The following is a 21,426-nucleotide window of genomic DNA, read 5'->3' on the forward strand; positions in this document are numbered from 1 at the left end:
TTACCCTCCCCTCCAGGGGAGGGTAATCGATCACTTCAATATCGCCCTGATCGCATCGAACGTGCGCTTCACGAAAGCCTCCGGCTTCTCCCGCGCACCTTCGCCGATCCAGCTCTCGCCGCCGACGCGCATCGCGCCGGTGGCGATCATGGCGACGAGCCGGGCCTTCAGCCGGTCCGACTTGCGGCCGGAGCGTTGCGTGAGCCCGTCCGCGAGCGCGCGCTCGAGCTTTTCGTATTTGAGCTGGTCGCGCGCGTGGAGCGCGGGATTGTCGCGCTTGAGCCGCGACATCGCTGCCGCCTCGGTCGGATCGATCCGCTTGACCGCCGCGGCGATCGCATTCTCCGCCGCCGTCAGCATGGATTCGTCCGCAGGCCGTGCGAGAATCTCGGAGACCAGCGCCGCCGCGGCATCCTCCTGCCAGGCGGCGACCACGTCCTCCTTCGAGGCGAAATAATGGAAGAAGCTGCGGCGCGACACATCGGCAGCGGCCGCGATGTCGTCGATAGTCGTGGTCTCGAAGCCGCGCTCCAGGAACAGCGCCATCGCCGCGCGCTTCAGTCGCTCGCGGGTCTGCTGCTGCTTGCGCTCGCGCAGGCCGGGCGCCGCCGGGGATTTTTCTCCGGAGGACAAGGGCTTGGCGCGTCTGCTAGCGTGCTTCGAAGCCTTCAAATTATTTCACCTCTTGCAAATTTGCACTTAGTGCACATTTAGACCGGTCGCGGGCCTTATTCCACCCCCTGATAGCCTGGAGCTATGGCATGACCGACTGGACCACGGCAGACATCCCCTCCCTCAGCGGCAGGACCGCCGTCGTGACCGGCGCGACGGGCGGGCTCGGCTACGAGACGGCGATGGCGCTGGCGGGCGCCGGTGCCATTGTCATACTCACCGGACGCAACGACGCAAAGGGCCTGCGGGCGATCGAGGGCATTTGCGAGCGGTTTCCCAATGCGCTGATCGCCTACGAGCATCTCGACCTCGCCAGCCTGTCCTCCGTGGCCGATTTCGCCCGGCGCTTTGCCGCCGGCAACGAGCAGCTCGACCTCCTCGTCAACAATGCCGGCGTGATGGCGCTGCCGAAACGGCAGCAGACCGAGGATGGCTTCGAGATGCAGCTCGGTACCAACTATCTCGGCCATTACGCGCTGACGGCGCGCCTGTTGCCGCAGCTTCGCCGGGCGAAAGCGTCTCGAATCGTCAATCTCTCGAGCCTCGCGCACCGCTCCGGCGCGATCAATTTCGATGATCTGCAAGGCAAGCGTTCCTATCGTCCGTGGCGGGCCTATTGCCAGTCGAAGCTGGCGATGCTGATGTTTGCCTTGGAATTGCAGCGTCGCAGCCTCGCCGCCGGCTGGGGCGTGACCAGCGTTGCCGCCCATCCCGGCTACGCGCGGACCGATCTCATTGCGAACGGGCCGGGTGCCAACACGCTCCAGTGGCGCGTCGGCCGTTGGCTGCAGCCGTTTATCAGCCAGTCCGCCGCCGAGGGCGCGCTGCCCACGCTGTTCGCGGCGACCTCGCCGGCGGCCGAGCCCGGCGGCTATTACGGTCCGAACGGGTTCTATGAATTGAAGGGGCCGCCAGCGCCGGCGAAGATCATGCCACGGGCCAAGGATTTCGCCGCGGCGGCCATGCTGTGGGATGTCTCGGCAACGCTGACCGGTGTATCCTTCGACGACATCGCGGTCGCCGCATGAGCCGCGACGCTGTTGGGGACGTCCCGATGCAAGTCATCATCTTTGGCGCGACCGGCATGGTCGGGCAGGGCGTCTTGCGCGAGTGCCTGGTCGATGCCGGCATCGACCGCGTGCTCGTGGTCGGCCGCAGTCCGACCGGCGTGCGCAACGCCAAGCTCACCGAGATCATCCACGACGATTTCACGAACTATTCGGCGATCGAGTCTCAACTGACCGGCTTCGACGCCTGCTTCTTCTGCCTCGGCGTCTCCTCGATCGGCATGAGCGAGGAGCGCTATCGTCATCTCACCTATGACCTCACGCTTGCCGCTGCGACGACGCTGGCGAGGCTCAATCCGCAGATGATTTTCACCTATGTCAGCGGCGCCCGCACCGACTCCACCGAGCAGGGCTCGCGGATGTGGGCGCGGGTCAAGGGCAAGACCGAAAACGATCTGCTCAAGCTGCCGTTCAAGGGCGCCTACATGTTCCGGCCCGGCGCGATCCAGCCCCTGCATGGTGCCCGCTCCAAGACCGCCTGGGTGCAGGCCGTGTACGCCGCAACCTGGCCACTCTGGTCGGTGCTGCGCCGGATTTCGCCGCGGCTCGTCACCTCCACCGAGCAGATGGGCCGCGCCATGATCCGCGTCGCCCGGGAGGGGTATCCGCGCAAGGTGCTGGAGATGGAGGATATCAATAGCCTCTAGTCCGCCGGGTCGTTAGTTCTAAGGAAATTTCCGCGGCCGCGCGCGTTGGGCCGTATCCGCCCCCCCAGGAGAAATGCCGGCGATGTCGCCCCAGCTCAAACTGATCGCGCTCGATGCCGACGATCTCGCCGTGATCTCCACCCATGTGCAGGATGCCCGGGTGCAGGCCTCGGACATCATCTGGCGGCAGAGCGAGAAGCGGCTGGTGGTCGGCATGAGCCGGCTGGACTGGGAGCAGACGCTGGACGGCGAGACCGAGCCGCGCCGGCTGGTCGCCGCGCTTCGCTTCGACCGCGTGCTTGCCTGCAAATCGCGCAACATCGACCTTGGAGCCCCGGACGAGGTCCTGGACCTCGTCGGCATCGAGTTTCACCCCCAGGACGGCCACGACGAGGAGCCCGGCGGCAGCGCACTGCTCTTGTTCGCCCAGGGCGGCGCCATCCGCCTCGATGTCGAATGCCTCGAATGCGAGCTGACCGATCTCGGGGCGGACGAACTGGGGACGGGGATCGAAGCGGAGGGGTGAGGAATGGGAATGACCCCACTCCTGCTGTCGTCCTGGCGAAAGCCAGGACCCATTACCACCGGTGGTCGTGATGGAGTGGGCCGGAACCACATCCTGCTTCAATTACAACAAGTTGGGGTAATGGGTCCTGGCTTTCGCCAGGACGACATCGAAGCAGGATGACGATGGGCGACGACGACGTCTCGCAAGGGTTGACGGCGGGAGGCCGTCGCGCCATTGAGCAGGGGACCTGGTGCGCCAATCGCCCCGAGAAACCATCCAGAAGCCCAGCCAGACATGCCCGTTCGTCTCGACCGCAGCAGCGCCGATTTTGACCAGCGATTCGCGGCCTTCCTCGCCGCCAAGCGCGAGGTCTCGGCCGACGTGGAGGCCGCCGCGCGCGCGATCGTCGACGACGTGGCGAGGCGCGGCGACGCGGCCCTGCTCGAGGCCACGGCGAAGTTCGACCGGCTGACACTGGACGCATCCGGCCTTCGCGTTTCGGCCGCCGAGATCGAGGCTGCGGTGAAGGCCTGCGATGCCGCGACGCTGGATGCCTTGAGCCTCGCGCGCGACCGCATCGAGACCTATCATCGCCGCCAATTGCCGAAGGACGAGCGCTTCACCGACCCGCTCGGCGTCGAGCTCGGCTGGCGCTATACCGCGATCGAGTCCGCCGGCCTCTACGTGCCCGGGGGAACTGCCGCCTATCCGTCCTCGGTGCTGATGAACGCGGTGCCCGCTAAGGTCGCCGGCGTCTCGCGCCTCGTGATGGTGGTGCCCTCGCCGGACGGCAAGCTCAATCCGCTGGTGCTGGCGGCGGCAAAGCTCGGCGGCGTCACCGAGATCTACCGCGTCGGCGGCGCGCAGGCCGTCGCCGCGCTCGCGCACGGCACCGCCACCATCGCGCCGGTCGCAAAAATCGTCGGCCCCGGCAATGCCTATGTCGCCGCCGCCAAGCGGCTGGTGTTCGGCAAGGTCGGCATCGACATGATCGCCGGCCCCTCCGAGGTGCTGGTCATTGCCGACGACACCGGCAATGCCGACTGGATCGCCGCCGACCTGCTCGCGCAGGCCGAGCACGACACGAGTGCGCAATCGATCCTGATCACCGATTCCGCACGCCTTGCCGCCGATGTCGAGAAGGCGGTCGAGGCGCAGCTGAAGACGCTGCCGCGCACCGCGATCGCGAGCGCCTCCTGGGCCGACTTCGGCGCCATCATCATGGTGAAGAATCTCAACGACGCCATCCCACTTGCGGATGCGATTGCCGCCGAGCATCTCGAGATCATGACGATCGATCCTGACGCGCTCGCCGCACAGATCCGCAATGCCGGCGCGGTATTCCTCGGCGCGCATACGCCGGAGGCGATCGGCGATTATGTCGGCGGCTCCAACCACGTGCTGCCGACGGCGCGCTCGGCGCGATTCTCCTCGGGCCTCTCGGTGCACGACTTCATGAAGCGCACCTCGATCCTGAAATGCGGCCCGGATCAGCTTCGTGCGCTGGGACCTGCTGCGATGACACTTGGCAAGGCGGAAGGGCTGGACGCCCATTCGCGCTCGATCGGATTGCGCCTCAATCTGTCATGACAAAGCCGCCCGAACAGGACGACTCCAACAATCGCATCGTCGCGGTCACCCTCGACGAGGAATCGATCGGCCGTTCCGGGCCCGACATCGAGCATGAGCGCGCGATTGCGATCTACGACCTGATCGAGCAGAACCTGTTCGCGCCGGAGGGCGCCGACGGGAAGGGGCCGTTCACGCTGCATATCGGCATCACCGGCAACCGCCTGATGTTCGACATCCGCCGCGAGGACGGCGCGCCCGTGGTCGTGCATCTGTTGTCGCTGGGGCCGTTCCGCGGGATCGTGAAGGACTATTTCATGATCTGCGACAGCTATTACCAGGCGATCCGCACCGCGACCCCGGACAAGATCGAGGCCATCGACATGGGCCGCCGCGGCATCCATGACGAGGGATCGCGCACGCTCCAGGAGCGGCTGAAGGGCAAGGTGCGGGTCGACTTCGAGACCTCGCGCCGGCTGTTCACGCTCATTACTGTTCTGCACTGGAAGGGGTAAGCGCGGATGGCTGCGCCCCCACGCGCACGCGATCCGCAATCGGTGCTGTTCGCCTGCGCGATGAACAGCGTGCGCTCGCCGATGGCCGAGAGCCTGCTGCGGCACATGTTTCCGCAGGGCCTCTACGTGAAGTCGGCCGGCGCCAGGAAGGGCGAGCTCGATCCTTTCGCCGTTGCCGTGATGGCCGAGCTCGGCCAGGACATCTCCGTCCACAGGCCGCAGACCTTCGAGGAGCTGGAGGACTGGGAGGGGCTGAACTTCGACCTCATCATCACGCTGTCGCCGGAGGCCCATCACAAGGCGCTGGAGCTGACCCGCACGCTCGCCGCCGACGTCGAATACTGGCCGACCCACGATCCCACCACCATCGAAGGCAGCCGCGACCAGAAGCTCGCCGCCTACCGCGAGGTCTGCGACCAGCTGCTGATGCGCATCCGCCGGCGCTTCGCGAAAGTGGGCGCAGCGAGCGGGTAGCATCCGGCGGGCGTAACACCCGCGTCACAGACTGCAGGCACAGGCATGTCGGAAACCTCGAATCAGCAAAGTCCGGGTTCCCGGGTTGTGAAATCAGCCCCCTTCCGATAGGTTCCGCGCGCAATTCACCCCTGCCTCATCCCCAAAATCACCTGATGCTTGGCCGCCCCAAATTCGTACTTGCCTCCGGTTCGCCGCGGCGCCTGTCGCTGCTCAACCAGGCCGGCATCGAGCCGGACGCGCTCCGGCCGGCCGACGTCGACGAGACGCCGAAGCGAGGCGAGCTGCCGCGCGCCTGCGCCAATCGCCTCGCAAGGGCCAAGGCGGATGCGGCGCTGAAATCGGTGCAGCTCGACGACGAACTGCGCGGCGCCTTCATCCTCTCCGCCGACACGGTGGTGGCGGTCGGCCGCCGCATCCTGCCCAAGGCCAATCTCGTGGACGAGGCCGCGCAGTGCCTGCGGCTGCTCTCGGGCCGCAATCACCGCGTCTACACCGCGATCTGCCTCGTCACGCCGCGCGAGGCCTTCCGCCAGCGCCTGGTCGAGACCCGCGTCCGCTTCAAGCGCCTGTCGGAGGACGACATCCAGGCCTATATCGGCTCCGGCGAATGGCGCGGCAAAGCCGGCGGCTACGCCGTGCAGGGCATCGCCGGCTCCTTCGTGGTGAAGATGGTGGGGTCCTACAGCAACGTCGTCGGCCTGCCGCTCTACGAGACCACGACGCTGCTCGGCGGCGAGGGCTTCCCGATCCGCTTCGGCTGGCTCAACGCCACCGCCGTGTGAGCGCGAATGCCGCGCCGGACGGGTCTTAACAAAAATCTCGAAAACAACCCCATGCACAGTAGAATTGGCCCGCGGGACCCGGGCCGCGACGCCCCGCGCGTCCGCCCGAGGAACCTGTTTGCGGACAGGCTCTTGAACGTTTTCACCCCGTGTAAGCTGCCGACATCATGGACGACCAGGTCAAAATGCCCACCGGCCCGCTCAAAACCTGCCCGATCTGCGGCAAGCCCGCCGTGCAAGCCACCCACCCGTTCTGCTCCTCGCGCTGCCGCGATGTTGACCTGAACCGCTGGCTGAAAGGCTCCTACGTCATTCCCGGCCGCGACGACGAGGTGGATGACGTTGAATAGAAAAGCAATATCAATTACTTAATTGAGTTTCCAGCGTGCCGCACGCCAGCCGCGGCAACGCCACCACACCTTGTGCACAGCCGGGCCGCGCCCGGCGTAGCCTTCAGGCGAAGCCGGGTGGACAGGCGGCCTTCAGCCCACTATAAACCGCCCGCTCGATGGGCCTTGACCTTCTCTTTGGGTCCTTCCCTCAGCACGCCCAGGTAGCTCAGTTGGTAGAGCATGCGACTGAAAATCGCAGTGTCGGTGGTTCGATTCCGCCCCTGGGCACCACCCGGCTCTTCCAACAGCCCGATATCCAAAGCAATTCTGTAATTCCAACAGCCTCGCGCTGCCGATTGGCTATTCGGCCGCAATCCAGTTTCGCAGACCATCGACCGTGCGGAATCCGTCCGCCGCGTAGCAGCGAATGGAGGGAAGGAAGACCTGCATCATCTCGGCGAGCGCGTGTCCCGGACCGAGATCCAGCACCCTGCTGACGCCCAGCTCCGCAAGGGCTTCCAGCGTCGCCGACCAGTCGATCGGGCGCGCCACCTGCCGGGCGAGCTTTGCGGTTGCGTTGCTCGCGGAGAAGATGCGCTCGCCATCGCCTCCGGCGAGCAGGACGCGCTGGCTTGCAATGGCGGAGCGTGTGCTGGCGTCGAGCGCCAGTTGAAAGGGGTGGCAGGCCTGTTCGAGCTGCCGTGTGTGCGAGGCGATTCTCACGGCGAGCAGACCTGTGCGTGTGGCGCCTTGTCGTATCGCTTCCTCGCAGAGGTCGATCACGTCCTGCTCGGCGCCTCCGACGACAACGAGACGATCGGGGTTCCTGATCGCGATCTCGCAGCGATGCCGCCCGAGCAGGCGTTCGAGCGCGGCCGGGTCGAGCCCGCGGACATAGCCGAGGCGGCCATCGCGGCCGGCGGCGCCGTCCATCAGGCGCGCGCGAACGGCCGTCAGTCGCAAGGCTTCATCGGCGGTCCATACCCCTGCAATGCTCCAGGCGGTCATCTCACCGACGCTGTAGCCGGTGACGGCCGCAGGTTCGGTCAGGAGGTCGGCAATGCAGGCATGGATCGCGAGCGCCGATGTGACGGTCAGGATCTGGCTGACATGGTTGGCGGACAGCTCGTCTGCGCTGTGCGCCTGGACGAACTGCCGGGGATCCTCGCCGAGATGCGCGGTTGCCGCGGTGAAAACAGGCTCCGCGGCAGGCTGACCGGCGGCCAGATCGAAGATCTTGTCCGAGAGGGTGCCTTGTCCACCGCAGAGCAGAGCCAGCATCAGGGGTCCAGCCGGTCGACGAAGAGGGCCATGGCCAGCAGATCAGCCGAGCCGCCGGGACTGAGATTGCGTGCCACGAATGCCTGATGAATCTCGATGGCTCGCTCGCGCCAGCCGTGACGTCCAACGCCTCCGGCGGCAAGAAATGCGGATGCGCTGGCTTGTGCGAAGTGCAATCCCTCCGCTCCGCCGCGATGCAGGAGGTTGGTGTCGGTGACGTCGGCGATAAGCGTCATGCAGGTCTGGACGCGAACTGCTTCCTCATCGCAAGGCGCGAGCTGTCGTGCCGCCTGCAGGGCGGGCAGGGCGATCTCGTAGACCGATGGGAAGCCGCAAGCCGCTTCCGCCCTGGCGCCGCCGGCACCGTAACGCCGCGAGGCCATGGCGCCGTGGCTGCGCAAGGATATGGGACCCGAAAGGATATCTTCGCCCCAGCGCTGCGACACCAGATCGCCGAGCGATTTGCGAATGCCGAGCGCACCGCGATATCCGGCCGCGGCGCAGAGCAGACCCAATCCGAAGATCGCGCCGCGATGCGTGTTGACGCCTCGGGTTTCCGCGAGCATGGCGCGCTCGGCGGCGACCCCGATCGCGCGCAACCGGCTCATGCCGGCGCCCTCGGCTCCGGCAAGCGCCAGATCACGGAGGAATGGCCTCAAGGTGTCGGCGCTGCGGCACAAGAGCCCGGCGTCCATGTCGCTGTGCGCGCCATTGTCGATATGGCTGACGAGCCCCGGCTTCGGATGGGTTTCGACTTCGAGCTTCAGGCAACGCGACGCCAGATCACCGAGCTGCTCCGCATCGGGCGCGTTGGTAGGTGTCGATTGCCATCTCAGCGCGACGTTCACGACAGATTCCCCGTCAGAAACGCGGCGCGCGTCGTGCTGATGACGCCGGCGGGGCCTTTCACGAGGACTTCATCGTCGTCAGCACCGATGAGCTCGCGCCATTGGACCCCTCCCGCGCGACCAACGATCTCACCGTCCAGCCGCATCGGCGCCTGGTTCGCAATCCGGCCGATGTCCGACGGCAGAGTGTCGGCTTGCCTTGCCGACGACAGCGGCCAGAGCAGATCGAGGTCCGAACTGTCGGAAAGATAGGGCAGGCCGGTGAGATGCTGCCAGGCCAGGCTGCCGAAGGTGCGTGTCTCCGGCAGAAGCTGGAGCAGCAGGCCGATCGTCTCCCGCCAGCGCGCAGGTGCCGCGGCGGCCGCATCGGCCAAGGATGGCGGCGGAGCCGATGCGATGATGTCGCCGGGTGCGAGCGCGAACGCGATGCGCCGTTTGCCGTGGCTGGGCGGCAGCGGCAGGCCGAGCGGAATCATGCCGGCGGCATCGCTGCAAGCCGGCCGGCGAACGATGAGGGGGCGGTCGGCGCGCGCCCAGCCGTCGATGATCGGCTCGCTGGCGAGTTCGGGGTGGCGGCTCATCACGGCCGCCCATCCGGCGGCCGAGGCCTTCACCATGGTGTGACGCGCGTGCGCTTCAGCCATGTTGCGCGCCCTGCTGCGATATCGCGGCGAGTGCGACGACCCGATCGGCGATCTCGGCCGCCTTTCGACGTCCGCCCCGCTCCGCGCCGAGCTGGCTGCGTTCGTCCCGTCCGGCAGGCTGTGCCAGCACGGCCGCAAGCTGCGGCGCCAGGGGCGCAGTTTCGTCCCAGACGACGTGAATGCCGCCGGTGCGGACCATGTTGTCGAGCCCGGGCGCGAAAACGGGTGTCGCTTCCGCCTTTGCCTTCAGCACCTCGATCGGAAGCTTGGTGACCCGCGCCATCGACGGCAGATCCATCACGGCGGGATGCGCGCCGGGAAGCGCCACCAGCGTGCCGGTGGCAAGAGCGGTGGCGATGAACGCGCCGGCCGCGCTGCCGCCGTAGAGCAGGCCGACCGTGCGGTGTCCTTCCGCTTCCGCGAGCAGCAGTACCTTGGCGAGATGGGACAAATATTCGCTGAGGCCGAGCAGTTCGTCGCGCTTGCTCATGCGCTGGCTGGCGGAATCCACCAGGACCAGGATCGGCGCGCGATCCCCAGATTTGATAATCTCGATCACGCGCCCTGCGAGCGCGATCGCCTCGTCCACGCCGAGCGGCTGTCCTTGCGTGATGCCGAGCACGTGGATCAGTCCGCCGTCAGGCAGGGTCGCCGTTCCCGCGATCATCGCGCCGGTCGTTTCGATCTTTCGGCCGTTCGGGAACAGGCCGGCCAGGATGTCATCGAGCGTCATCGGCGTTCTCCCTTGTCTTTGCCGCGCGTAGAAACGCGTCGGTCGGAAGCGCGGGGATCTCGGTCGGCGCGTCGATACCAAGCGCCTGCCAGATATCGACGGCGTCCTCGGCTTCACCGAAACGCTGCAGGCGGCGCTCCAGGCGCTTCTGCTCGGCTGCGAGAGCGCTGGTGTCGCAGCCACGCTTGATCTTGAGCGCGTCGATCGCGGCCTCGCGAAACGCCAGCGCCTCGTCGTCGACGAACGTGTCGGCTCCGCCGATGAGATAGCGGTGCTTGCCGCCCATGGTGCGCCAGACCAGCGCGCGATCGCGCGAGTCGAACTCCTCGATGCCCCTGTTGGTCTCGATCACTTCGGGGCCGCTGACGCTGAGCCGGCCCTGCTCGGAGATGATCAGGCGCGAGCAGGTGCCGGCGATCAGGCTGCCGCCGCCATAGCAGCCGGCACGTCCGCCGATCAGGCCGACGACGTTGATGCCGGCGCGGCGTGCCTCGACCACCGCGCGCATGATCTCTGCGATCGCGAGCTCGCCGGCATTGGCTTCCTGAAGCCGCACGCCGCCGGTGTCGAACAGGATCAGCACGTCGTGCTTGAGCGTACGCGCCGCGCGCAGGAGGCCGGTGAGCTTGGCGCCGTGGACTTCGCCGAAGGCGCCGCCCATGAAGCGTCCCTCCTGCGCGGCAACGAGCACCGGCGACCCCTCCAGGCGGCCACGGCCGATGACGATGCCGTCGTCGAACTGCTCCGGCAGGTCGAAGATCGAAAGATGCGGGCTGATCTCGCGCAGCTCGGGGCCGATGTATTCGGAAAAGCTGCCGGCATCGACCAGCGCGTCGATGCGCTGCCGGGCGCTCGCCTCGTACCAGCTCAGCGAAGCCGTGTTGGCTGCCGCCTGTGTCATCGTTCCGGCTCCTCGATCTTGCGGACGCCTTGCGCAAGGCGCAGCGCAACCGTGTCGGGCCGGGCGCCGCCGTCATTGATGGAGATGCGCAAGCCGCCGGCAGAGCGGCGGGCGACGAAGTCGCGGACCACGGCGTCCCACACCGCGCCGAAGCCGTGAGCTGCGGTTGCGATGTCGATCGTGCACATGTCGGCCGGCGAGGCGCGTTCCAGCAGGACCTCGAGATTGCCGGAGGCGACGACGCCGACGATCGCCTGCGCGCGGGTGCCGCCGGCCGATCTGGCTGCGGTCAGCCTGAAACTGAGTTTTTCCATGCGAAACTCCTCACCAGTTGCGGAAGCGGCTGGGCGGACGGTAGAGGCCGCCGGAGGCCAGCATGAGGTCCTTGATCGAGCGGGCCGCCAGCAGGCGGCGGTCGGCGTCGAGCGGATCGATGCCGAGATCCTCGGGGCGCTGGATCACGCCCCGTTGCCTGAGCTGCTCGACCAGCTTCGCATCGCGCGCGCGTCCGATATCGGTGTATCCGGCGACGCCGCGGATCGCCTGCTCGCGCTCGTCCTTGCTGCGGCACATCAGGAGGTTGGCGATGCCTTCCTCGGTAACGATGTGGGTCACGTCGTCCGAGTAGACCATCACCGGCGCCAGATCGAGCTTGAGCTCGCGCGCCAGTTCGAGTGCATCGAGCCGCTCGACGAACAGCGGAGCATTGCGCTCGCCAAAAGTCTCGCCGATCTGCACCACCAGCTTGCGGCCGCGGCGCAGCGCGGCGTTGGAGTGAGGGTCCGCTTCGGCGCCGGCCTTGAGCCAGGGTTCGCTCGGGTGGCGGCGGCCATGTGGATCGGATCCCATGTTGGGCGCGCCGCCGAACCCGGCGATGCGGCTCGTCGTCACCGTCGAGCTGTGACCCTCGAGATCGATCTGGAGTGTCGATCCGATGAACATGTCGCAGGCATAGAGGCCTGCGGTCTGGCAGAAGGCGCGATTGGACCGCAGCGAGCCGTCGGGGCCGGTGAAGAAGATGTCGGAGCGCGCCGCGACATAGTCCTCCATGCCGACTTCCGACCCGAAGCAGTGGATCTGGTCGACCCAGCCGGATTCGATCGCCGGAATGAGGGTTGGATGCGGATTGAGCGCGAAATGGGTGCAGACCTTGCCCTTGAGGCCGAGCTTCTCGCCATAGGTCGGCAGCAGCAGCTCGATCGCGGCGGTGTTGAAGCCGATGCCGTGATTGAGGCGGCGTACGCCGTAAGGCGCGTAGATGCCCTTGATGGCGAGCATCGCCGTCAGGATCTGGGTCTCGGTGATGGCGGCGGGGTCGCGGGTGAAGAGCGGCTCGACATAGAACGGCCTGCCGGCTTCGACCACGAAATGCACGAGGTCGCCGGGAATATCGACGCGCGGCACCTTGTCGACGATCTCGGTGACCTGCGCCACCACGAGACCATTTTTGTAACTCGTCGCCTCGACGACGGTCGGCGTGTCCTCGGTGTTCGGCCCCGTATAGAGGTTGCCGTCCTTGTCGGCGCTCACCGCTGCGATCAGCGCGACGTTCGGCGTGAGATCGATGAAGTAGCGGGCGAACAGCTCGAGATAGGTATGGACCGCGCCGAGCTCGATCTTGCGGCCGAACAGCATGCGCGCAATGCGCGCCGATTGCGGGCCCGAATAGGAAAAGTCGAGCCGCCGCGCGATGCCCTTCTCGAAGACATCGAGGTGTGCGGGCAGGACCACGCCGGACTGCACCATGTGCAGGTCGCTGATCTCAGCGGGGTCGAGGTTCGCAAGCGCCGCGGCGAGGATGTCGGCCTGCTTCTGGTTGTCGCCCTCCAGGCACACCCGGTCGCCTGATCGGATCACGGCCGCAAGAAACGCGGGCAGGCTCGGGAGCGGGACGATCTTTCCCTTCGCGTGCCGCCGGCCGGCCGTCAGGCGCTCTCCCAGAGCGGCCTTTTGCATACCCCAATTGCTCATCTCGGCTCCTTGGCATGCGAGGTTGCCTTCATTTGTACAGAATGTATGCGTATTGCGCCTTAATGTCAATTAGTGTATACGCAAACTCATAAGCGATGGATATTCGCATACACAGGAGGAGATTTAAGATGCGAATGCATGCAAGGCGTCCAAGTCGCGTGGCCGGAGTTCCGTTCGTTCAGGGGAGGCGCCCGTGACCGTTTCCGGCGTAGCGCTGCTCTCCATCTGCACGTTGCTGGGGGTCTTGCTGGGGGACCTGCTCGGCATCGCCCTCGGCGTTAAGGCCAATGTCGGCGGCGTCGGCATTGCCATGATGTTTCTGATCGCCGCCCGGCTCTGGCTGGTGCGGCACGGCCTGCTCAGCCACGGTCTCAAGACCGGCGTCGAGTTCTGGGGCAGCTTCTACATTCCGATCGTGGTCGCCATGGCGGCGCAGCAGAACGTCGTCGCTGCGGCCAAAGGCGGTCCCATCGTCGTCATCGCGGGGATCGGCGCGGTCGCCGTGTGTTTCGCGATGGTGGCCCTGATCGGCCGGCTCAGCGGCCGTGTCGAGACCATGGACGAGATCGAGGCGCGAGAGGCGCTCGAGGCGAGCATGCCCCACTTCAAGTCCGGGAGGATCGGATGACGATGATATCGCACATTCTAGCTGCAAACTCGCTGCTCACCGCTTTCGCGGCCGTCGGGATCCTGATGTGGGTCTCCGGAGCGATCTCGAAATACCTCACCTTCGGACGCATCCACGGCTCGGCGATCGCGATCATGCTGGGTCTCGTGCTGGCCTTCTTCGGAGGCCTCGCCACAGGCGGTGAAAAGGGCGTCGCCGACCTGCCGGCGCTGACCGGGATCGGCCTGATGGGCGGCGCGATGCTGCGCGACTTCGCCATCGTCGCGACCGCCTTCGAGGTCGATGTCGTTCACGCGCGCAAGGCCGGGGCCATCGGTGCGGTCGCGCTTGGGCTCGGAACTGTCGTCCCGTTCATTCTGGGCGTGTTCGTCGCCGCGGCATTCGGTTACACCGATGCCATCTCGATGACGACGATCGGCGCCGGCGCGGTGACCTACATCGTGGGGCCGGTCACGGGGGCGGCGATCGGCGCATCCTCGCCGGTTATTGCGCTCTCGATCGCGACCGGTGTATTCAAGGCAGTGATCGTCATGATCGGTACGCCCTTCGTGGCGAAGATGATCGGTCTGAACAATCCGCGCAGCGCAATGGTGTTTGGCGGCTTGATGGGAACGGTCAGCGGCGTGTCCGGAGGGCTGGCGGCGACGGACCGGCGTCTGGTGCCGTACGGTGCGCTGACGGCGACGTTCCACACCGGGCTCGGGTGTCTGGTCGCGCCCTCTGTTCTTTACTTCGCGGTGCGCGCGATCACGGGAGGCTGAATGGCAGGATTGTTGAAAGTCGCAGCCGACGCCGAGGACGATGGCGGGCTGCTCTCCGATCGCATTCGCAACGCGCTCACCGACGAGATCGCCTCGGGTGCGCTCGTCGCCGGTTCCGCCCTGGAAGAGCAGCTGCTGGCCGATCGCTTCGGAGCCTCCCGCACGCCGGTGCGGGAGGCGCTTCGCCAGCTCGTGGTCAGCGGCCTGGTCGAAGTGCGGGGGCGGCGCGGCCTCGTCGTGGCGCGGATGACGCCCGAGCGCATCATGGACATGTTCGAGACCAGTGCCGAGGTCGAGGCGATGTGCGTCAGGCTCGCGACCTATCGCATGACCCCGCTCGAGCGCAGCCATTTGATCGAGCTGCATGACGCCTCGCTGAAGATGGTCGAGGCCAATGACGTCGATGCCTATGACGCGTTCAACCGGGAATTCCACGAATGCATCTACCGGGCGACGCACAACTCGTTTCTGGCCGAGCAGGCGCAGGATGTCCGCTCGCGTCTCAGCGCTTTTCGCCGCACGCAATTGCGGCATGGCGATCGCATTCGCAAGTCCCGCGACGAGCATGACGTCATCATGCAGGCGATCGCCGAAGGCGACGGCGACACCGCATCGCGCAGGATGCGGGCGCATATGCTGAACGCGGCTGCGGCGCTTCGGCGCTACATCGATGATCGCCTGGGCGGACCGGCCGACGGGCCTGGACCTGACAACGCCTGACGATTGCGGTTGTGCGCCGTTGTTGCAGCAAGCCAGGCAGATCGGTGCGGGCGTGAGCTGCCAGGAGGGCGCGCGGCTTTCCCGTTTTGACGAGGCCGGTGTGTGCGGCCAACCAGATTGTATTCCCTGCCGGGGCAACGTCCGGCATCATCAGACTGTCACCGCCCTGTCATCGGTGTTCCATTGATCGCTGCTCCTTTCGCCGCGCAGCGCAGAGGGTGGACATGCATCTGATCAAGACAATTTCTTCCGACCGCCGGTCGATCCTGAAGGGCCTCGCGGCCGCAGCTGTCGCGCCGCTGGCGGCGCCGGCTCTTGCCGCCGAGGGCCTGCCGGCGCAGCCGACCGGATCGGCGGTCGCAATCGCCACCGACAAGGCCTATTGGACGGCCGTGAAGGGGCTCTATGCCGTGACGCCCGATGTCGTCAATCTGGAGAACGGCTTCTGGGGCATCATGGCCGAGCCCGTGCGGCGCGAGTTCATCCGTCTGTCCGACATGGTCAACTATCAGAACACCTATTACGCGCGGCAGCGCGCGGGCGCGGATTTCGAGGCCGTGCGGGCCAGGGTGGCGGAGGCGGTTGGAGCTGCGCCCGAGGAAATCGCGCTCACCCGCGGCGCGACCGAAGCGCTGCAGCTGCTCATCGGCGGATACAACAAGCTGAAGCCCGGCGACAGCGTGCTCTACGCCGACCTCGACTACGATTCGATGCAATATGCCATGAATGCGCTCAAAGCGCGCCGCGGTGTCGACGTGGTCAAGTTCGACGTGCCGGAGCCGGCCACCCGGCAGGCCGTGCTCGACGCCTATGCCCGCGCCCTCGAGGCGAATCCGAAGACCAGGCTGCTCCTCCTCACCCATGTCAGCCATCGCACCGGCCTCGTCATGCCGGTCACCGAGATCGCCCGCATGGCCAGGGCCAAGGGCGTCGACACCATCCTCGACGCCGCTCATTCCTGGGGACAGATGGACTTCAGGGTGGGCGAGCTCGAGGTCGATTTTGTCGGCTTCAACCTGCACAAATGGATCGGCGCGCCGGTCGGCGTCGGCTTCCTCTACATCAGGAAGGACCGCCTCGCCGACATCGACCGCGACCTCGGCGACGAGGATTTTCCGGCGACCGACATCCGCTCGCGCGTCCACACCGGCACGGTCAATTTCGCGACGGTGCTGACGGTGCCCGCGGCCGTCGAACTGCATCAGCAGATCGGCGCCGCGGCGAAACAGGCCCGCCTGCGCTACCTGCGCGACTACTGGGTCAGTCGCGTTCGCGGCTTCAAGGACATCGAGATCCTGACGCCGGATGAGGCTGGCCTCTATGGTGCGATCACGTCCTTCCGCCTCGCCGGCAAGACGGGCAAGGCCGACAACGACGCCGTCGTGGCGAAGCTCAGGGACACCTACAAGGTCCTGACGGTTCGCCGGGCTGGCGTCGCCAAGGGCCAATGCATCCGCGTGACGCCGGCGCTCTACACCGAGGAGGCCGATCTCGACCGGCTCGTCGAGGCGCTTGCCGCCATCACGGGTACGAAGTCGGGCTGAACCCGCTCGGGGCGGAGTGCAATCGGCCAGCGCATCGACAATCATCGCGTGATCGCCGGCACATATCATTCGAGCCGGTCAATCTAGCTTGTTGTCAGGTGGCTCGCAGTGATCCACCAGGCAAAGGATAAGACTCATGCGCAATTACATCCTTGTGGCTCTCGCAGCGATCGCATTGGCAAGCGTGGTGATGCCCTCGAACGCGACGACCATCGTCCGCGACCATCGCGACCCGCCCGTCGTGCGCGACCATCGCAATCAGACCATCGTTCGCGACCACCGCAATCAGCCGGAGGTCCGCGACCACCGCCACTAGACGTCCTTGCGACGGAGCCGAACCCAATCGGTTCGGCTCCGCTTCGCGGTTCAAGCCATTGAGACCGCGCTTCGTATTTTCCCCCGCGAACTCCCTGGAAGGCCACCGATCGTCTGCGCGTGGCGCGGATGTCCATTCGCGATTGTGAGGCTTGAGCACGAGCCATGTTGCCGCCTCCGTGCTATTGCTGCTCCCCGCAACTTCCCGCGAGGACACTCATGCTTCCCCTTCCCGCCGACATCTTCACCGAGCCCGAGAACGTCTCGCCCGACGGTCTCGCCAATCTCGGCCCGCTGCGCCGCCTCGCAGGCAGCTGGCAGGCCGACAAGGGGATCGACGTCAACCCGAAGGCCGAAGGACCGGAGCGGCGGACCTTCATCGAGCGCATTCGGATGGACCCGATCGATCCGCAGGCCAACGGCCCGCAGCTGTTCTACGGCCTGCGCTACCACATCCACATCAACACGCCCGAGGAGGACATCACCTTCCACGACCAGGTCGGCTACTGGCTGTGGGAGCCCGCGACCGGGCTGATCATGCAGACGCTGGCGATCCCGCGCGGGCAGGTGCTGCTCGCCTCGGGCAAGGCCGGACCTGATGACAGGAAAATTTCGGTCACGGCGAAGCGCGGCGACACCGCTTACGGGATCTGCTCGACCGACTTCCTGGAACAGGCCTTCCGCACCGACGCTTACCGCTGCGACATCACCTTCAACGACGACGGAAGCTGGACCTACCTGATCCAGACCGAGTTGTTCGTCCGCGGCGCGCCGTTCAATCATCACGACACCAACACGCTCCAGCTCGTCGCGCCGCCAAAGCTCAATCCGCTCGCGGTGATCGTCAACGATCGCGCCAAGAGCGGCGGCAGCGGAACGGCGCCTTGAGCGCAGTCCGGAGATTTGCATGAAGCCGTATGTCATCTGTCTGATGCATTCCAGCCTGGACGGCCGCACGCACCCCAGCCGCTGGCGTCCGAAGGGCGCGGGCACGGACTGGTTCGAGAAGATCCACGACGAGCTCGGCGGCGATGCCTGGGTGATCGGCCGCGTCACCGGCTCGGAGTTCGCCAAGGGCAAGCCCTATCCCGCGACCTCGGGCGAGACGTTTCCGCGTCAGAACTGGTTTGCGCGGCGTGATGCAAAGACTTATGGCGTCGTGCTCGACGCGCAGGGCAAGATCGGCTGGGGCCGCTCCGATATCGGCGGCGATCCGATTGTCGTGGTGCTGACAGAGGGCGTGCCGGATTCGCATCTTGCAGGCCTGCGCGCCGAGGGTGTGTCCTACATCTTCGCCGGCGAGTCGGAGATCGACCTCGCGCTGGCTGTGGACATCCTCAACCGCGAGCTCGGCGTGAAGCGCCTGCTGGTTGAGGGCGGCGGCGTCGCCAATGGCGCGTTCCTGCGCGCCGGGCTCATCGACGAATTCAACCTGATCCTCAGCCCCGCGGTGGATGGCGCAAGCGGCGCGCCCTTCGTGTTCTCTTCGACGGAAGCCGACAGCGACAAGCGCGCGCCCCTCGCCGCGATGACGCTGGAGGGGGTGCGGGAGCTCGGCAGCGGTGTCCTGCTGCTGCGGTACCTGATCAAGAACGATCCGCAGGCCGTGGGTAAGTAAAAGCACCGGCATGTCGGACAAACCACAGCATATCGTCATCGTCGGCGCCGGTGCGGCCGGCCTGATGGCGGGGCGCGAGCTCGCGCGCGCCGGCAAGAGGGTGACGATCCTGGAAGCACGCGACCGCTGCGGCGGGCGCATCCACCCGCTGCCGGCGGCGGAGTTCGGCTACCCCGCCGATGGCGGCGCCGAATTCGTCCATGGCGATGCCCCGGTGACACGCGCCCTGCTGCGCGAGGCGGGGCTGTCCCTTCAGGAGATCGAAGGCACGCTATGGAGATTTGACGGTGCAAATTTCTCGCGTGAGGATCGCCATGATCCGCACGAGGCGGAGCTGCATGCCGTGCTCGGGGATTTGAAGGACGATCTCACCGTCGCCGATTTCCTGCGCCGTCATTTTGCCGGACCCGAGTATGAGGGGCTGCGCTATTCGATCGAGCGGATGGTCGAGGGCTACGATGCCGCCGATCCCGAGCGCGCCTCCACGCTGGCGCTGCGCGAGGAATGGATGGACGGCGGGCTCCACACGCAGGCGCGCATCGATGGCGGCTATGGCGCGCTGATCGATTTTCTCGCCGCCGAGTGCCGCAGGCATGGCGCGGCGGTCCGCCTCGGCTGCGTGGTGTCGGCGATCGAGGACGAAGGCGGCGCGGCGGTCGTTCGCGGTGCCGGCGGCGGGGTGCATCGCTGCGACCGCGTGATCCTCACGGTGCCGCTACCGCTGCTGCGCGAGATCGCGCTTCCGGCGAGCGTGCGCGCGAAGGCGGCGGCTGCCGACGACATCGGCTTCGGCAACGTCGTCAAGATTCTGCTGCGGTTTGCGCGGCCATGGTGGCGCGAGCGAAAGCCGGATCTTGCGGATATGACCTTCCTGCTGTCGGACCGGACCATCCCGGTGTGGTGGACGCGCTATCCGGAGCAGCATCCCGTGCTCACCGGCTGGTTCGGCGGACCGCGGACGGCGGAGCTGCAAGGCCTCGATCCGCAGGCGTTGATCGAGGCCGGGCTCGGTTCGCTCGCCACCATCTTCGGCCTGTCGCGCGAAGACGTCGCGCGCGACCTCGTCGCGGCCACGGCGACCAATTGGGGGCAGGATCCGTTCGCCCGCGGCGCCTATTCCTGGGCCACGCCGCGGACGCGCGCGGCGCAAACCATGCTCGCGCGCGCCGACGGAGCGGTGCTGTTCTCCGGCGAAGCGCTCTATCGCGGCCGCGACATGGGCACGGTCGAGGCGGCGCTGGCGAGCGGGCTGGAGACGGCGGGGATGATCTTGCGCGGATGAAAAAAGGCCCGCGTGGTCGCGGGCCTTTCGTTCGCAGGCGATCGCCGGCTTACCAGCGGTTGCCGCCGAAGCTGAAGGTCACGCCCGGACCGCCGCCACCGTAATATCCGTACGGTCCGCCGCCGTAGTAACCGTGGTGCCGCGGGTAATAGCCGTAGCTCCGGTAGTGCGGACGATAGTAGCCATGGTGGTGATGGCGCCATTGATGATGGCGATAGCCATGATGGTGGTGCCTGTGCTGCGCGCTGATGTCGGTCGGCTGGCCTCCCCGCGCGCTTTGCTTCGCGCTTGTGGTGTTGGCCGCGTTCGCCGCCGATCCGCCGGCAAGCGCCGCGGCACCGACGGCCATCGCGACAATGAGATACTTCATGTCATCACTCCAGTTGAATGTCGTGTGACAACACATGGGCGCTGGTTGCGTTCCGGCCAGTGCGGGCGTCGAAACGACGCAGCACGTGCTGTCCGATTCGGCGCGGATGATCGCGCGGCGTGAGATTTATTGTCGCATCACCGGCATTGATCGCACTGCTGTCATCACTTCGCCGCGAATGATGCGATCACCTCGCCCGCGGTGACGATGCGCGCGAACTCGCCGTTGAGATTCGACAGCGTCATCGCATGGATCTCCTCGGCGGAATGCGCATCGCCATCGGGTCCGATCCGGTCGAAGGTCCAGGTCGCATCGCGCACGAGCCGCGTGTCGAATCCGAGATTGCCGGCCATCCGCGTCGTCGTCTCCACGCAATGGTTGGTGGTGGCGCCGCAAATGACGAGCGTGGTGATGCCGCTTGCGCGCAGGCGCGCTTCGAGGTCCGTGCCGATGAAGGCGCTGTTGACGCGCTTGACGGTCACAGGCTCGCCATCCTGTTCGCGCGCCTCGTCCTTGACGGCGTAGCCGGAGCGCGATGGCAGAAACGACGAATTCGGCTTCGTGCCCTCGTGGCGGATATGAAAGATCGGCGCACCGTTTGCCCTGAACGCCGCGAGCAGATCGACGATGCGGGCCACCGCGTCCGGATTGTTGCGGCGCTTGCCCGCCGCCTCCCATTCGTCGAACGCGCGCTGGACGTCGACGACGATGAGGGCGGGGTGGGGGTGCGGCATGATCGGACCTTTCGGACGGCTTGTCGGGCCGAATATGCGAGGCGATCGGGAAGCGCAATGCCAATCTTCCCTCGTTTCGCGACGTCATTGCAGGTCCGTGGCCCGAATTGCGCTGCGCTCCATCCGGGCTACGTCGACGTTCCTACGGATGCGGATCGGGAAAGCCGTGGCGTTCGGAGAGCGCGGCGAGGATGGCGTCCTTGTCGGCGATGAAGGCGCGGCCGCGGTGGTTGCCGGTCTGGTGCCGCGATGTCGCGCCGTCTGCCAGCACGAGCAGCGGCAGCGACTGGTTCTCCTCCCCGACCAGCGCGATCACGGCCTGCCGCGGCTGCGGCCACGCGATGCGCTCGACATCGAGCTTTTCGGCGAGCGCCGGAAACGAAGCGAGCACGCCCTCCATCAGCGCGCAATGCCAGCAATAGAAGCGCCGGCCCGGATAGGCCGGGTCCTCGAACCCCGGGCGCAGCAGAAACAGCAGGTCGCGCGTCATGGATCGCTCCGAAGCAT

27 protein-coding genes and 1 tRNA gene are annotated in these 21,426 nt (G+C 66.5%); 17 read left to right on the forward strand and 11 right to left on the reverse strand.

All coding sequences use genetic code 11. The features are described 5' to 3' along the window. Window positions 1–30: 30 nt before the first annotated feature. Complete coding sequence (locus ACE10W_RS03060; protein WP_060909317.1) at window positions 31–672, reverse strand: TetR/AcrR family transcriptional regulator; 642 nt, start codon at window positions 670–672, stop codon at window positions 31–33. 89 nt (window positions 673–761) lie between these two features. Between ACE10W_RS03060 and ACE10W_RS03065 the strand changes: the two genes are divergently transcribed. The 9 genes from ACE10W_RS03065 (at window position 762) to ACE10W_RS03105 (ending at window position 6,860) form a co-directional block, all read left to right on the forward strand. Continuing rightward, on the forward strand, window positions 762–1,700 hold the full coding sequence (locus ACE10W_RS03065) for an SDR family oxidoreductase (RefSeq protein WP_304550760.1): 939 nt from the start codon (window positions 762–764) through the stop codon (window positions 1,698–1,700). A gap of 26 nt (window positions 1,701–1,726) precedes the next feature. After that, entirely contained in the window at window positions 1,727–2,386 is a 660-nt protein-coding gene (locus tag ACE10W_RS03070; protein ID WP_304550761.1) for an NAD-dependent epimerase/dehydratase family protein, read from the forward strand. A gap of 82 nt (window positions 2,387–2,468) precedes the next feature. Continuing rightward, window positions 2,469–2,912, forward strand: coding sequence for a DUF2948 family protein (locus ACE10W_RS03075; RefSeq protein WP_028173638.1), 444 nt, complete (start codon window positions 2,469–2,471; stop codon window positions 2,910–2,912). Between the two features lie 276 nt (window positions 2,913–3,188). Next, complete coding sequence (gene hisD, locus ACE10W_RS03080) at window positions 3,189–4,484, forward strand: histidinol dehydrogenase (RefSeq protein WP_028173637.1); 1,296 nt, start codon at window positions 3,189–3,191, stop codon at window positions 4,482–4,484. Beyond that, a complete protein-coding gene (locus ACE10W_RS03085; protein ID WP_011084075.1) occupies window positions 4,481–4,978 on the forward strand; it encodes a UPF0262 family protein in 498 nt (165 codons plus the stop codon). Before hisD ends, ACE10W_RS03085 begins: the two co-directional genes overlap by 4 nt. Before the next feature lie 6 nt (window positions 4,979–4,984). Next, window positions 4,985–5,452 (forward strand): low molecular weight phosphatase family protein, encoded by a 468-nt coding sequence (locus ACE10W_RS03090; protein ID WP_271556832.1) that lies wholly within the window; start codon window positions 4,985–4,987, stop codon window positions 5,450–5,452. Between the two features lie 155 nt (window positions 5,453–5,607). Beyond that, complete coding sequence (locus ACE10W_RS03095) at window positions 5,608–6,237, forward strand: Maf-like protein (RefSeq protein ID WP_011084077.1); 630 nt, start codon at window positions 5,608–5,610, stop codon at window positions 6,235–6,237. Window positions 6,238–6,404: 167 nt separating this feature from the next. Beyond that, window positions 6,405–6,587 carry a DNA gyrase inhibitor YacG gene (gene yacG / locus ACE10W_RS03100; RefSeq protein WP_011084078.1) on the forward strand — a complete coding sequence of 61 codons (183 nt, stop codon included), beginning with the start codon at window positions 6,405–6,407 and terminating at the stop codon, window positions 6,585–6,587. Window positions 6,588–6,784: 197 nt separating this feature from the next. Beyond that, window positions 6,785–6,860: transfer RNA gene (locus ACE10W_RS03105), tRNA-Phe, on the forward strand. Window positions 6,861–6,929: 69 nt separating this feature from the next. Here ACE10W_RS03105 and ACE10W_RS03110 read toward each other — a convergent pair. From ACE10W_RS03110 to mdcA, 7 genes are read right to left on the reverse strand one after another with little or no spacing between them, the layout of a single operon-like run. Next, entirely contained in the window at window positions 6,930–7,850 is a 921-nt protein-coding gene (locus tag ACE10W_RS03110) for an acyltransferase domain-containing protein (protein WP_304550762.1), read from the reverse strand. Continuing rightward, on the reverse strand, window positions 7,850–8,698 hold the full coding sequence (gene mdcB, locus ACE10W_RS03115) for a triphosphoribosyl-dephospho-CoA synthase MdcB (protein ID WP_304550763.1): 849 nt from the start codon (window positions 8,696–8,698) through the stop codon (window positions 7,850–7,852). Before mdcB ends, ACE10W_RS03110 begins: the two co-directional genes overlap by 1 nt. Further along, window positions 8,695–9,342, reverse strand: coding sequence for a malonate decarboxylase holo-[acyl-carrier-protein] synthase (gene mdcG, locus ACE10W_RS03120; protein ID WP_304550764.1), 648 nt, complete (start codon window positions 9,340–9,342; stop codon window positions 8,695–8,697). The genes mdcB and mdcG overlap by 4 nt, the downstream gene beginning before the upstream one ends. Further along, complete coding sequence (gene mdcE, locus ACE10W_RS03125; RefSeq protein ID WP_304550765.1) at window positions 9,335–10,075, reverse strand: biotin-independent malonate decarboxylase subunit gamma; 741 nt, start codon at window positions 10,073–10,075, stop codon at window positions 9,335–9,337. The genes mdcG and mdcE overlap by 8 nt, the downstream gene beginning before the upstream one ends. Further along, a complete protein-coding gene (locus tag ACE10W_RS03130; RefSeq protein ID WP_304550766.1) occupies window positions 10,062–10,976 on the reverse strand; it encodes a biotin-independent malonate decarboxylase subunit beta in 915 nt (304 codons plus the stop codon). The genes mdcE and ACE10W_RS03130 overlap by 14 nt, the downstream gene beginning before the upstream one ends. Beyond that, window positions 10,973–11,290 (reverse strand): malonate decarboxylase acyl carrier protein, encoded by a 318-nt coding sequence (mdcC, locus tag ACE10W_RS03135; RefSeq protein ID WP_028173631.1) that lies wholly within the window; start codon window positions 11,288–11,290, stop codon window positions 10,973–10,975. Before mdcC ends, ACE10W_RS03130 begins: the two co-directional genes overlap by 4 nt. Window positions 11,291–11,300: 10 nt before the next feature. Beyond that, window positions 11,301–12,947: a malonate decarboxylase subunit alpha gene (mdcA, locus tag ACE10W_RS03140; RefSeq protein WP_304550767.1), complete on the reverse strand. Its 1,647-nt coding sequence runs from the start codon at window positions 12,945–12,947 to the stop codon at window positions 11,301–11,303. A 193-nt stretch (window positions 12,948–13,140) separates the two neighbouring features. On the opposite strand from mdcA, the gene madL reads away from it, so the two are divergent. The 8 genes from madL to ACE10W_RS03180 all read left to right on the forward strand — a co-directional run bounded on the left by madL (window position 13,141) and on the right by ACE10W_RS03180 (window position 19,815). Beyond that, a complete protein-coding gene (gene madL / locus ACE10W_RS03145) occupies window positions 13,141–13,575 on the forward strand; it encodes a malonate transporter subunit MadL (RefSeq protein WP_304550768.1) in 435 nt (144 codons plus the stop codon). Continuing rightward, entirely contained in the window at window positions 13,572–14,336 is a 765-nt protein-coding gene (gene madM, locus ACE10W_RS03150; protein WP_011084096.1) for a malonate transporter subunit MadM, read from the forward strand. The genes madL and madM overlap by 4 nt, the downstream gene beginning before the upstream one ends. Beyond that, the gene (locus ACE10W_RS03155) at window positions 14,337–15,056 is read left to right on the forward strand and encodes a GntR family transcriptional regulator (protein ID WP_304550769.1); all 720 of its coding nucleotides are present in this window, start codon (window positions 14,337–14,339) and stop codon (window positions 15,054–15,056) included. A 224-nt stretch (window positions 15,057–15,280) separates the two neighbouring features. Continuing rightward, complete coding sequence (locus tag ACE10W_RS03160) at window positions 15,281–16,600, forward strand: aminotransferase class V-fold PLP-dependent enzyme (protein WP_304550770.1); 1,320 nt, start codon at window positions 15,281–15,283, stop codon at window positions 16,598–16,600. A 136-nt stretch (window positions 16,601–16,736) separates the two neighbouring features. Beyond that, the gene (locus tag ACE10W_RS03165) at window positions 16,737–16,916 is read left to right on the forward strand and encodes a hypothetical protein (protein ID WP_304550771.1); all 180 of its coding nucleotides are present in this window, start codon (window positions 16,737–16,739) and stop codon (window positions 16,914–16,916) included. Between the two features lie 218 nt (window positions 16,917–17,134). Further along, window positions 17,135–17,803 carry an FABP family protein gene (locus ACE10W_RS03170; RefSeq protein ID WP_304550772.1) on the forward strand — a complete coding sequence of 223 codons (669 nt, stop codon included), beginning with the start codon at window positions 17,135–17,137 and terminating at the stop codon, window positions 17,801–17,803. 19 nt (window positions 17,804–17,822) lie between these two features. Further along, window positions 17,823–18,533, forward strand: coding sequence for a dihydrofolate reductase family protein (locus tag ACE10W_RS03175; protein WP_161533171.1), 711 nt, complete (start codon window positions 17,823–17,825; stop codon window positions 18,531–18,533). Between the two features lie 10 nt (window positions 18,534–18,543). Further along, entirely contained in the window at window positions 18,544–19,815 is a 1,272-nt protein-coding gene (locus tag ACE10W_RS03180; protein ID WP_304550773.1) for an NAD(P)/FAD-dependent oxidoreductase, read from the forward strand. A gap of 49 nt (window positions 19,816–19,864) precedes the next feature. Here the strand turns inward: ACE10W_RS03180 and ACE10W_RS03185 are convergent, their stop codons facing one another. From ACE10W_RS03185 to ACE10W_RS03195, 3 genes are all read right to left on the reverse strand, one after another. Next, window positions 19,865–20,185 carry a hypothetical protein gene (locus ACE10W_RS03185; protein ID WP_028173622.1) on the reverse strand — a complete coding sequence of 107 codons (321 nt, stop codon included), beginning with the start codon at window positions 20,183–20,185 and terminating at the stop codon, window positions 19,865–19,867. A 164-nt stretch (window positions 20,186–20,349) separates the two neighbouring features. Further along, complete coding sequence (locus ACE10W_RS03190; RefSeq protein WP_304550774.1) at window positions 20,350–20,919, reverse strand: cysteine hydrolase family protein; 570 nt, start codon at window positions 20,917–20,919, stop codon at window positions 20,350–20,352. 142 nt (window positions 20,920–21,061) lie between these two features. Beyond that, window positions 21,062–21,409, reverse strand: a complete 348-nt coding sequence (locus ACE10W_RS03195; RefSeq protein ID WP_304550775.1) for a DUF3088 domain-containing protein — start codon at window positions 21,407–21,409, stop codon at window positions 21,062–21,064. Between the last annotated feature and the right edge of the window lie 17 nt (window positions 21,410–21,426).

Source organism: Bradyrhizobium sp. B025, from assembly GCF_042257955.1.
Taxonomy (GTDB): Bacteria; Pseudomonadota; Alphaproteobacteria; order Rhizobiales; family Xanthobacteraceae; genus Bradyrhizobium; species Bradyrhizobium diazoefficiens.

Coding starts and splice junctions, on each gene's coding strand:
- ACE10W_RS03065 (WP_304550760.1), top strand. CDS start 762: ATGACCGACTGGACCACGGCAGACATCCCCTCCCTCAGCGGCAGGACC.
- ACE10W_RS03070 (WP_304550761.1), top strand. CDS start 1,727: ATGCAAGTCATCATCTTTGGCGCGACCGGCATGGTCGGGCAGGGCGTC.
- ACE10W_RS03075 (WP_028173638.1), top strand. CDS start 2,469: ATGTCGCCCCAGCTCAAACTGATCGCGCTCGATGCCGACGATCTCGCC.
- hisD (WP_028173637.1), top strand. CDS start 3,189: ATGCCCGTTCGTCTCGACCGCAGCAGCGCCGATTTTGACCAGCGATTC.
- ACE10W_RS03085 (WP_011084075.1), top strand. CDS start 4,481: ATGACAAAGCCGCCCGAACAGGACGACTCCAACAATCGCATCGTCGCG.
- ACE10W_RS03090 (WP_271556832.1), top strand. CDS start 4,985: ATGGCTGCGCCCCCACGCGCACGCGATCCGCAATCGGTGCTGTTCGCC.
- ACE10W_RS03095 (WP_011084077.1), top strand. CDS start 5,608: ATGCTTGGCCGCCCCAAATTCGTACTTGCCTCCGGTTCGCCGCGGCGC.
- yacG (WP_011084078.1), top strand. CDS start 6,405: ATGGACGACCAGGTCAAAATGCCCACCGGCCCGCTCAAAACCTGCCCG.
- ACE10W_RS03110 (WP_304550762.1), bottom strand. CDS start 7,850: ATGCTGGCTCTGCTCTGCGGTGGACAAGGCACCCTCTCGGACAAGATC.
- mdcG (WP_304550764.1), bottom strand. CDS start 9,342: ATGGCTGAAGCGCACGCGCGTCACACCATGGTGAAGGCCTCGGCCGCC.
- mdcE (WP_304550765.1), bottom strand. CDS start 10,075: ATGACGCTCGATGACATCCTGGCCGGCCTGTTCCCGAACGGCCGAAAG.
- ACE10W_RS03130 (WP_304550766.1), bottom strand. CDS start 10,976: ATGACACAGGCGGCAGCCAACACGGCTTCGCTGAGCTGGTACGAGGCG.
- mdcC (WP_028173631.1), bottom strand. CDS start 11,290: ATGGAAAAACTCAGTTTCAGGCTGACCGCAGCCAGATCGGCCGGCGGC.
- mdcA (WP_304550767.1), bottom strand. CDS start 12,947: ATGAGCAATTGGGGTATGCAAAAGGCCGCTCTGGGAGAGCGCCTGACG.
- madM (WP_011084096.1), top strand. CDS start 13,572: ATGACGATGATATCGCACATTCTAGCTGCAAACTCGCTGCTCACCGCT.
- ACE10W_RS03155 (WP_304550769.1), top strand. CDS start 14,337: ATGGCAGGATTGTTGAAAGTCGCAGCCGACGCCGAGGACGATGGCGGG.
- ACE10W_RS03160 (WP_304550770.1), top strand. CDS start 15,281: ATGCATCTGATCAAGACAATTTCTTCCGACCGCCGGTCGATCCTGAAG.
- ACE10W_RS03165 (WP_304550771.1), top strand. CDS start 16,737: ATGCGCAATTACATCCTTGTGGCTCTCGCAGCGATCGCATTGGCAAGC.
- ACE10W_RS03170 (WP_304550772.1), top strand. CDS start 17,135: ATGCTTCCCCTTCCCGCCGACATCTTCACCGAGCCCGAGAACGTCTCG.
- ACE10W_RS03175 (WP_161533171.1), top strand. CDS start 17,823: ATGAAGCCGTATGTCATCTGTCTGATGCATTCCAGCCTGGACGGCCGC.
- ACE10W_RS03180 (WP_304550773.1), top strand. CDS start 18,544: ATGTCGGACAAACCACAGCATATCGTCATCGTCGGCGCCGGTGCGGCC.
- ACE10W_RS03185 (WP_028173622.1), bottom strand. CDS start 20,185: ATGAAGTATCTCATTGTCGCGATGGCCGTCGGTGCCGCGGCGCTTGCC.
- ACE10W_RS03190 (WP_304550774.1), bottom strand. CDS start 20,919: ATGCCGCACCCCCACCCCGCCCTCATCGTCGTCGACGTCCAGCGCGCG.
- ACE10W_RS03195 (WP_304550775.1), bottom strand. CDS start 21,409: ATGACGCGCGACCTGCTGTTTCTGCTGCGCCCGGGGTTCGAGGACCCG.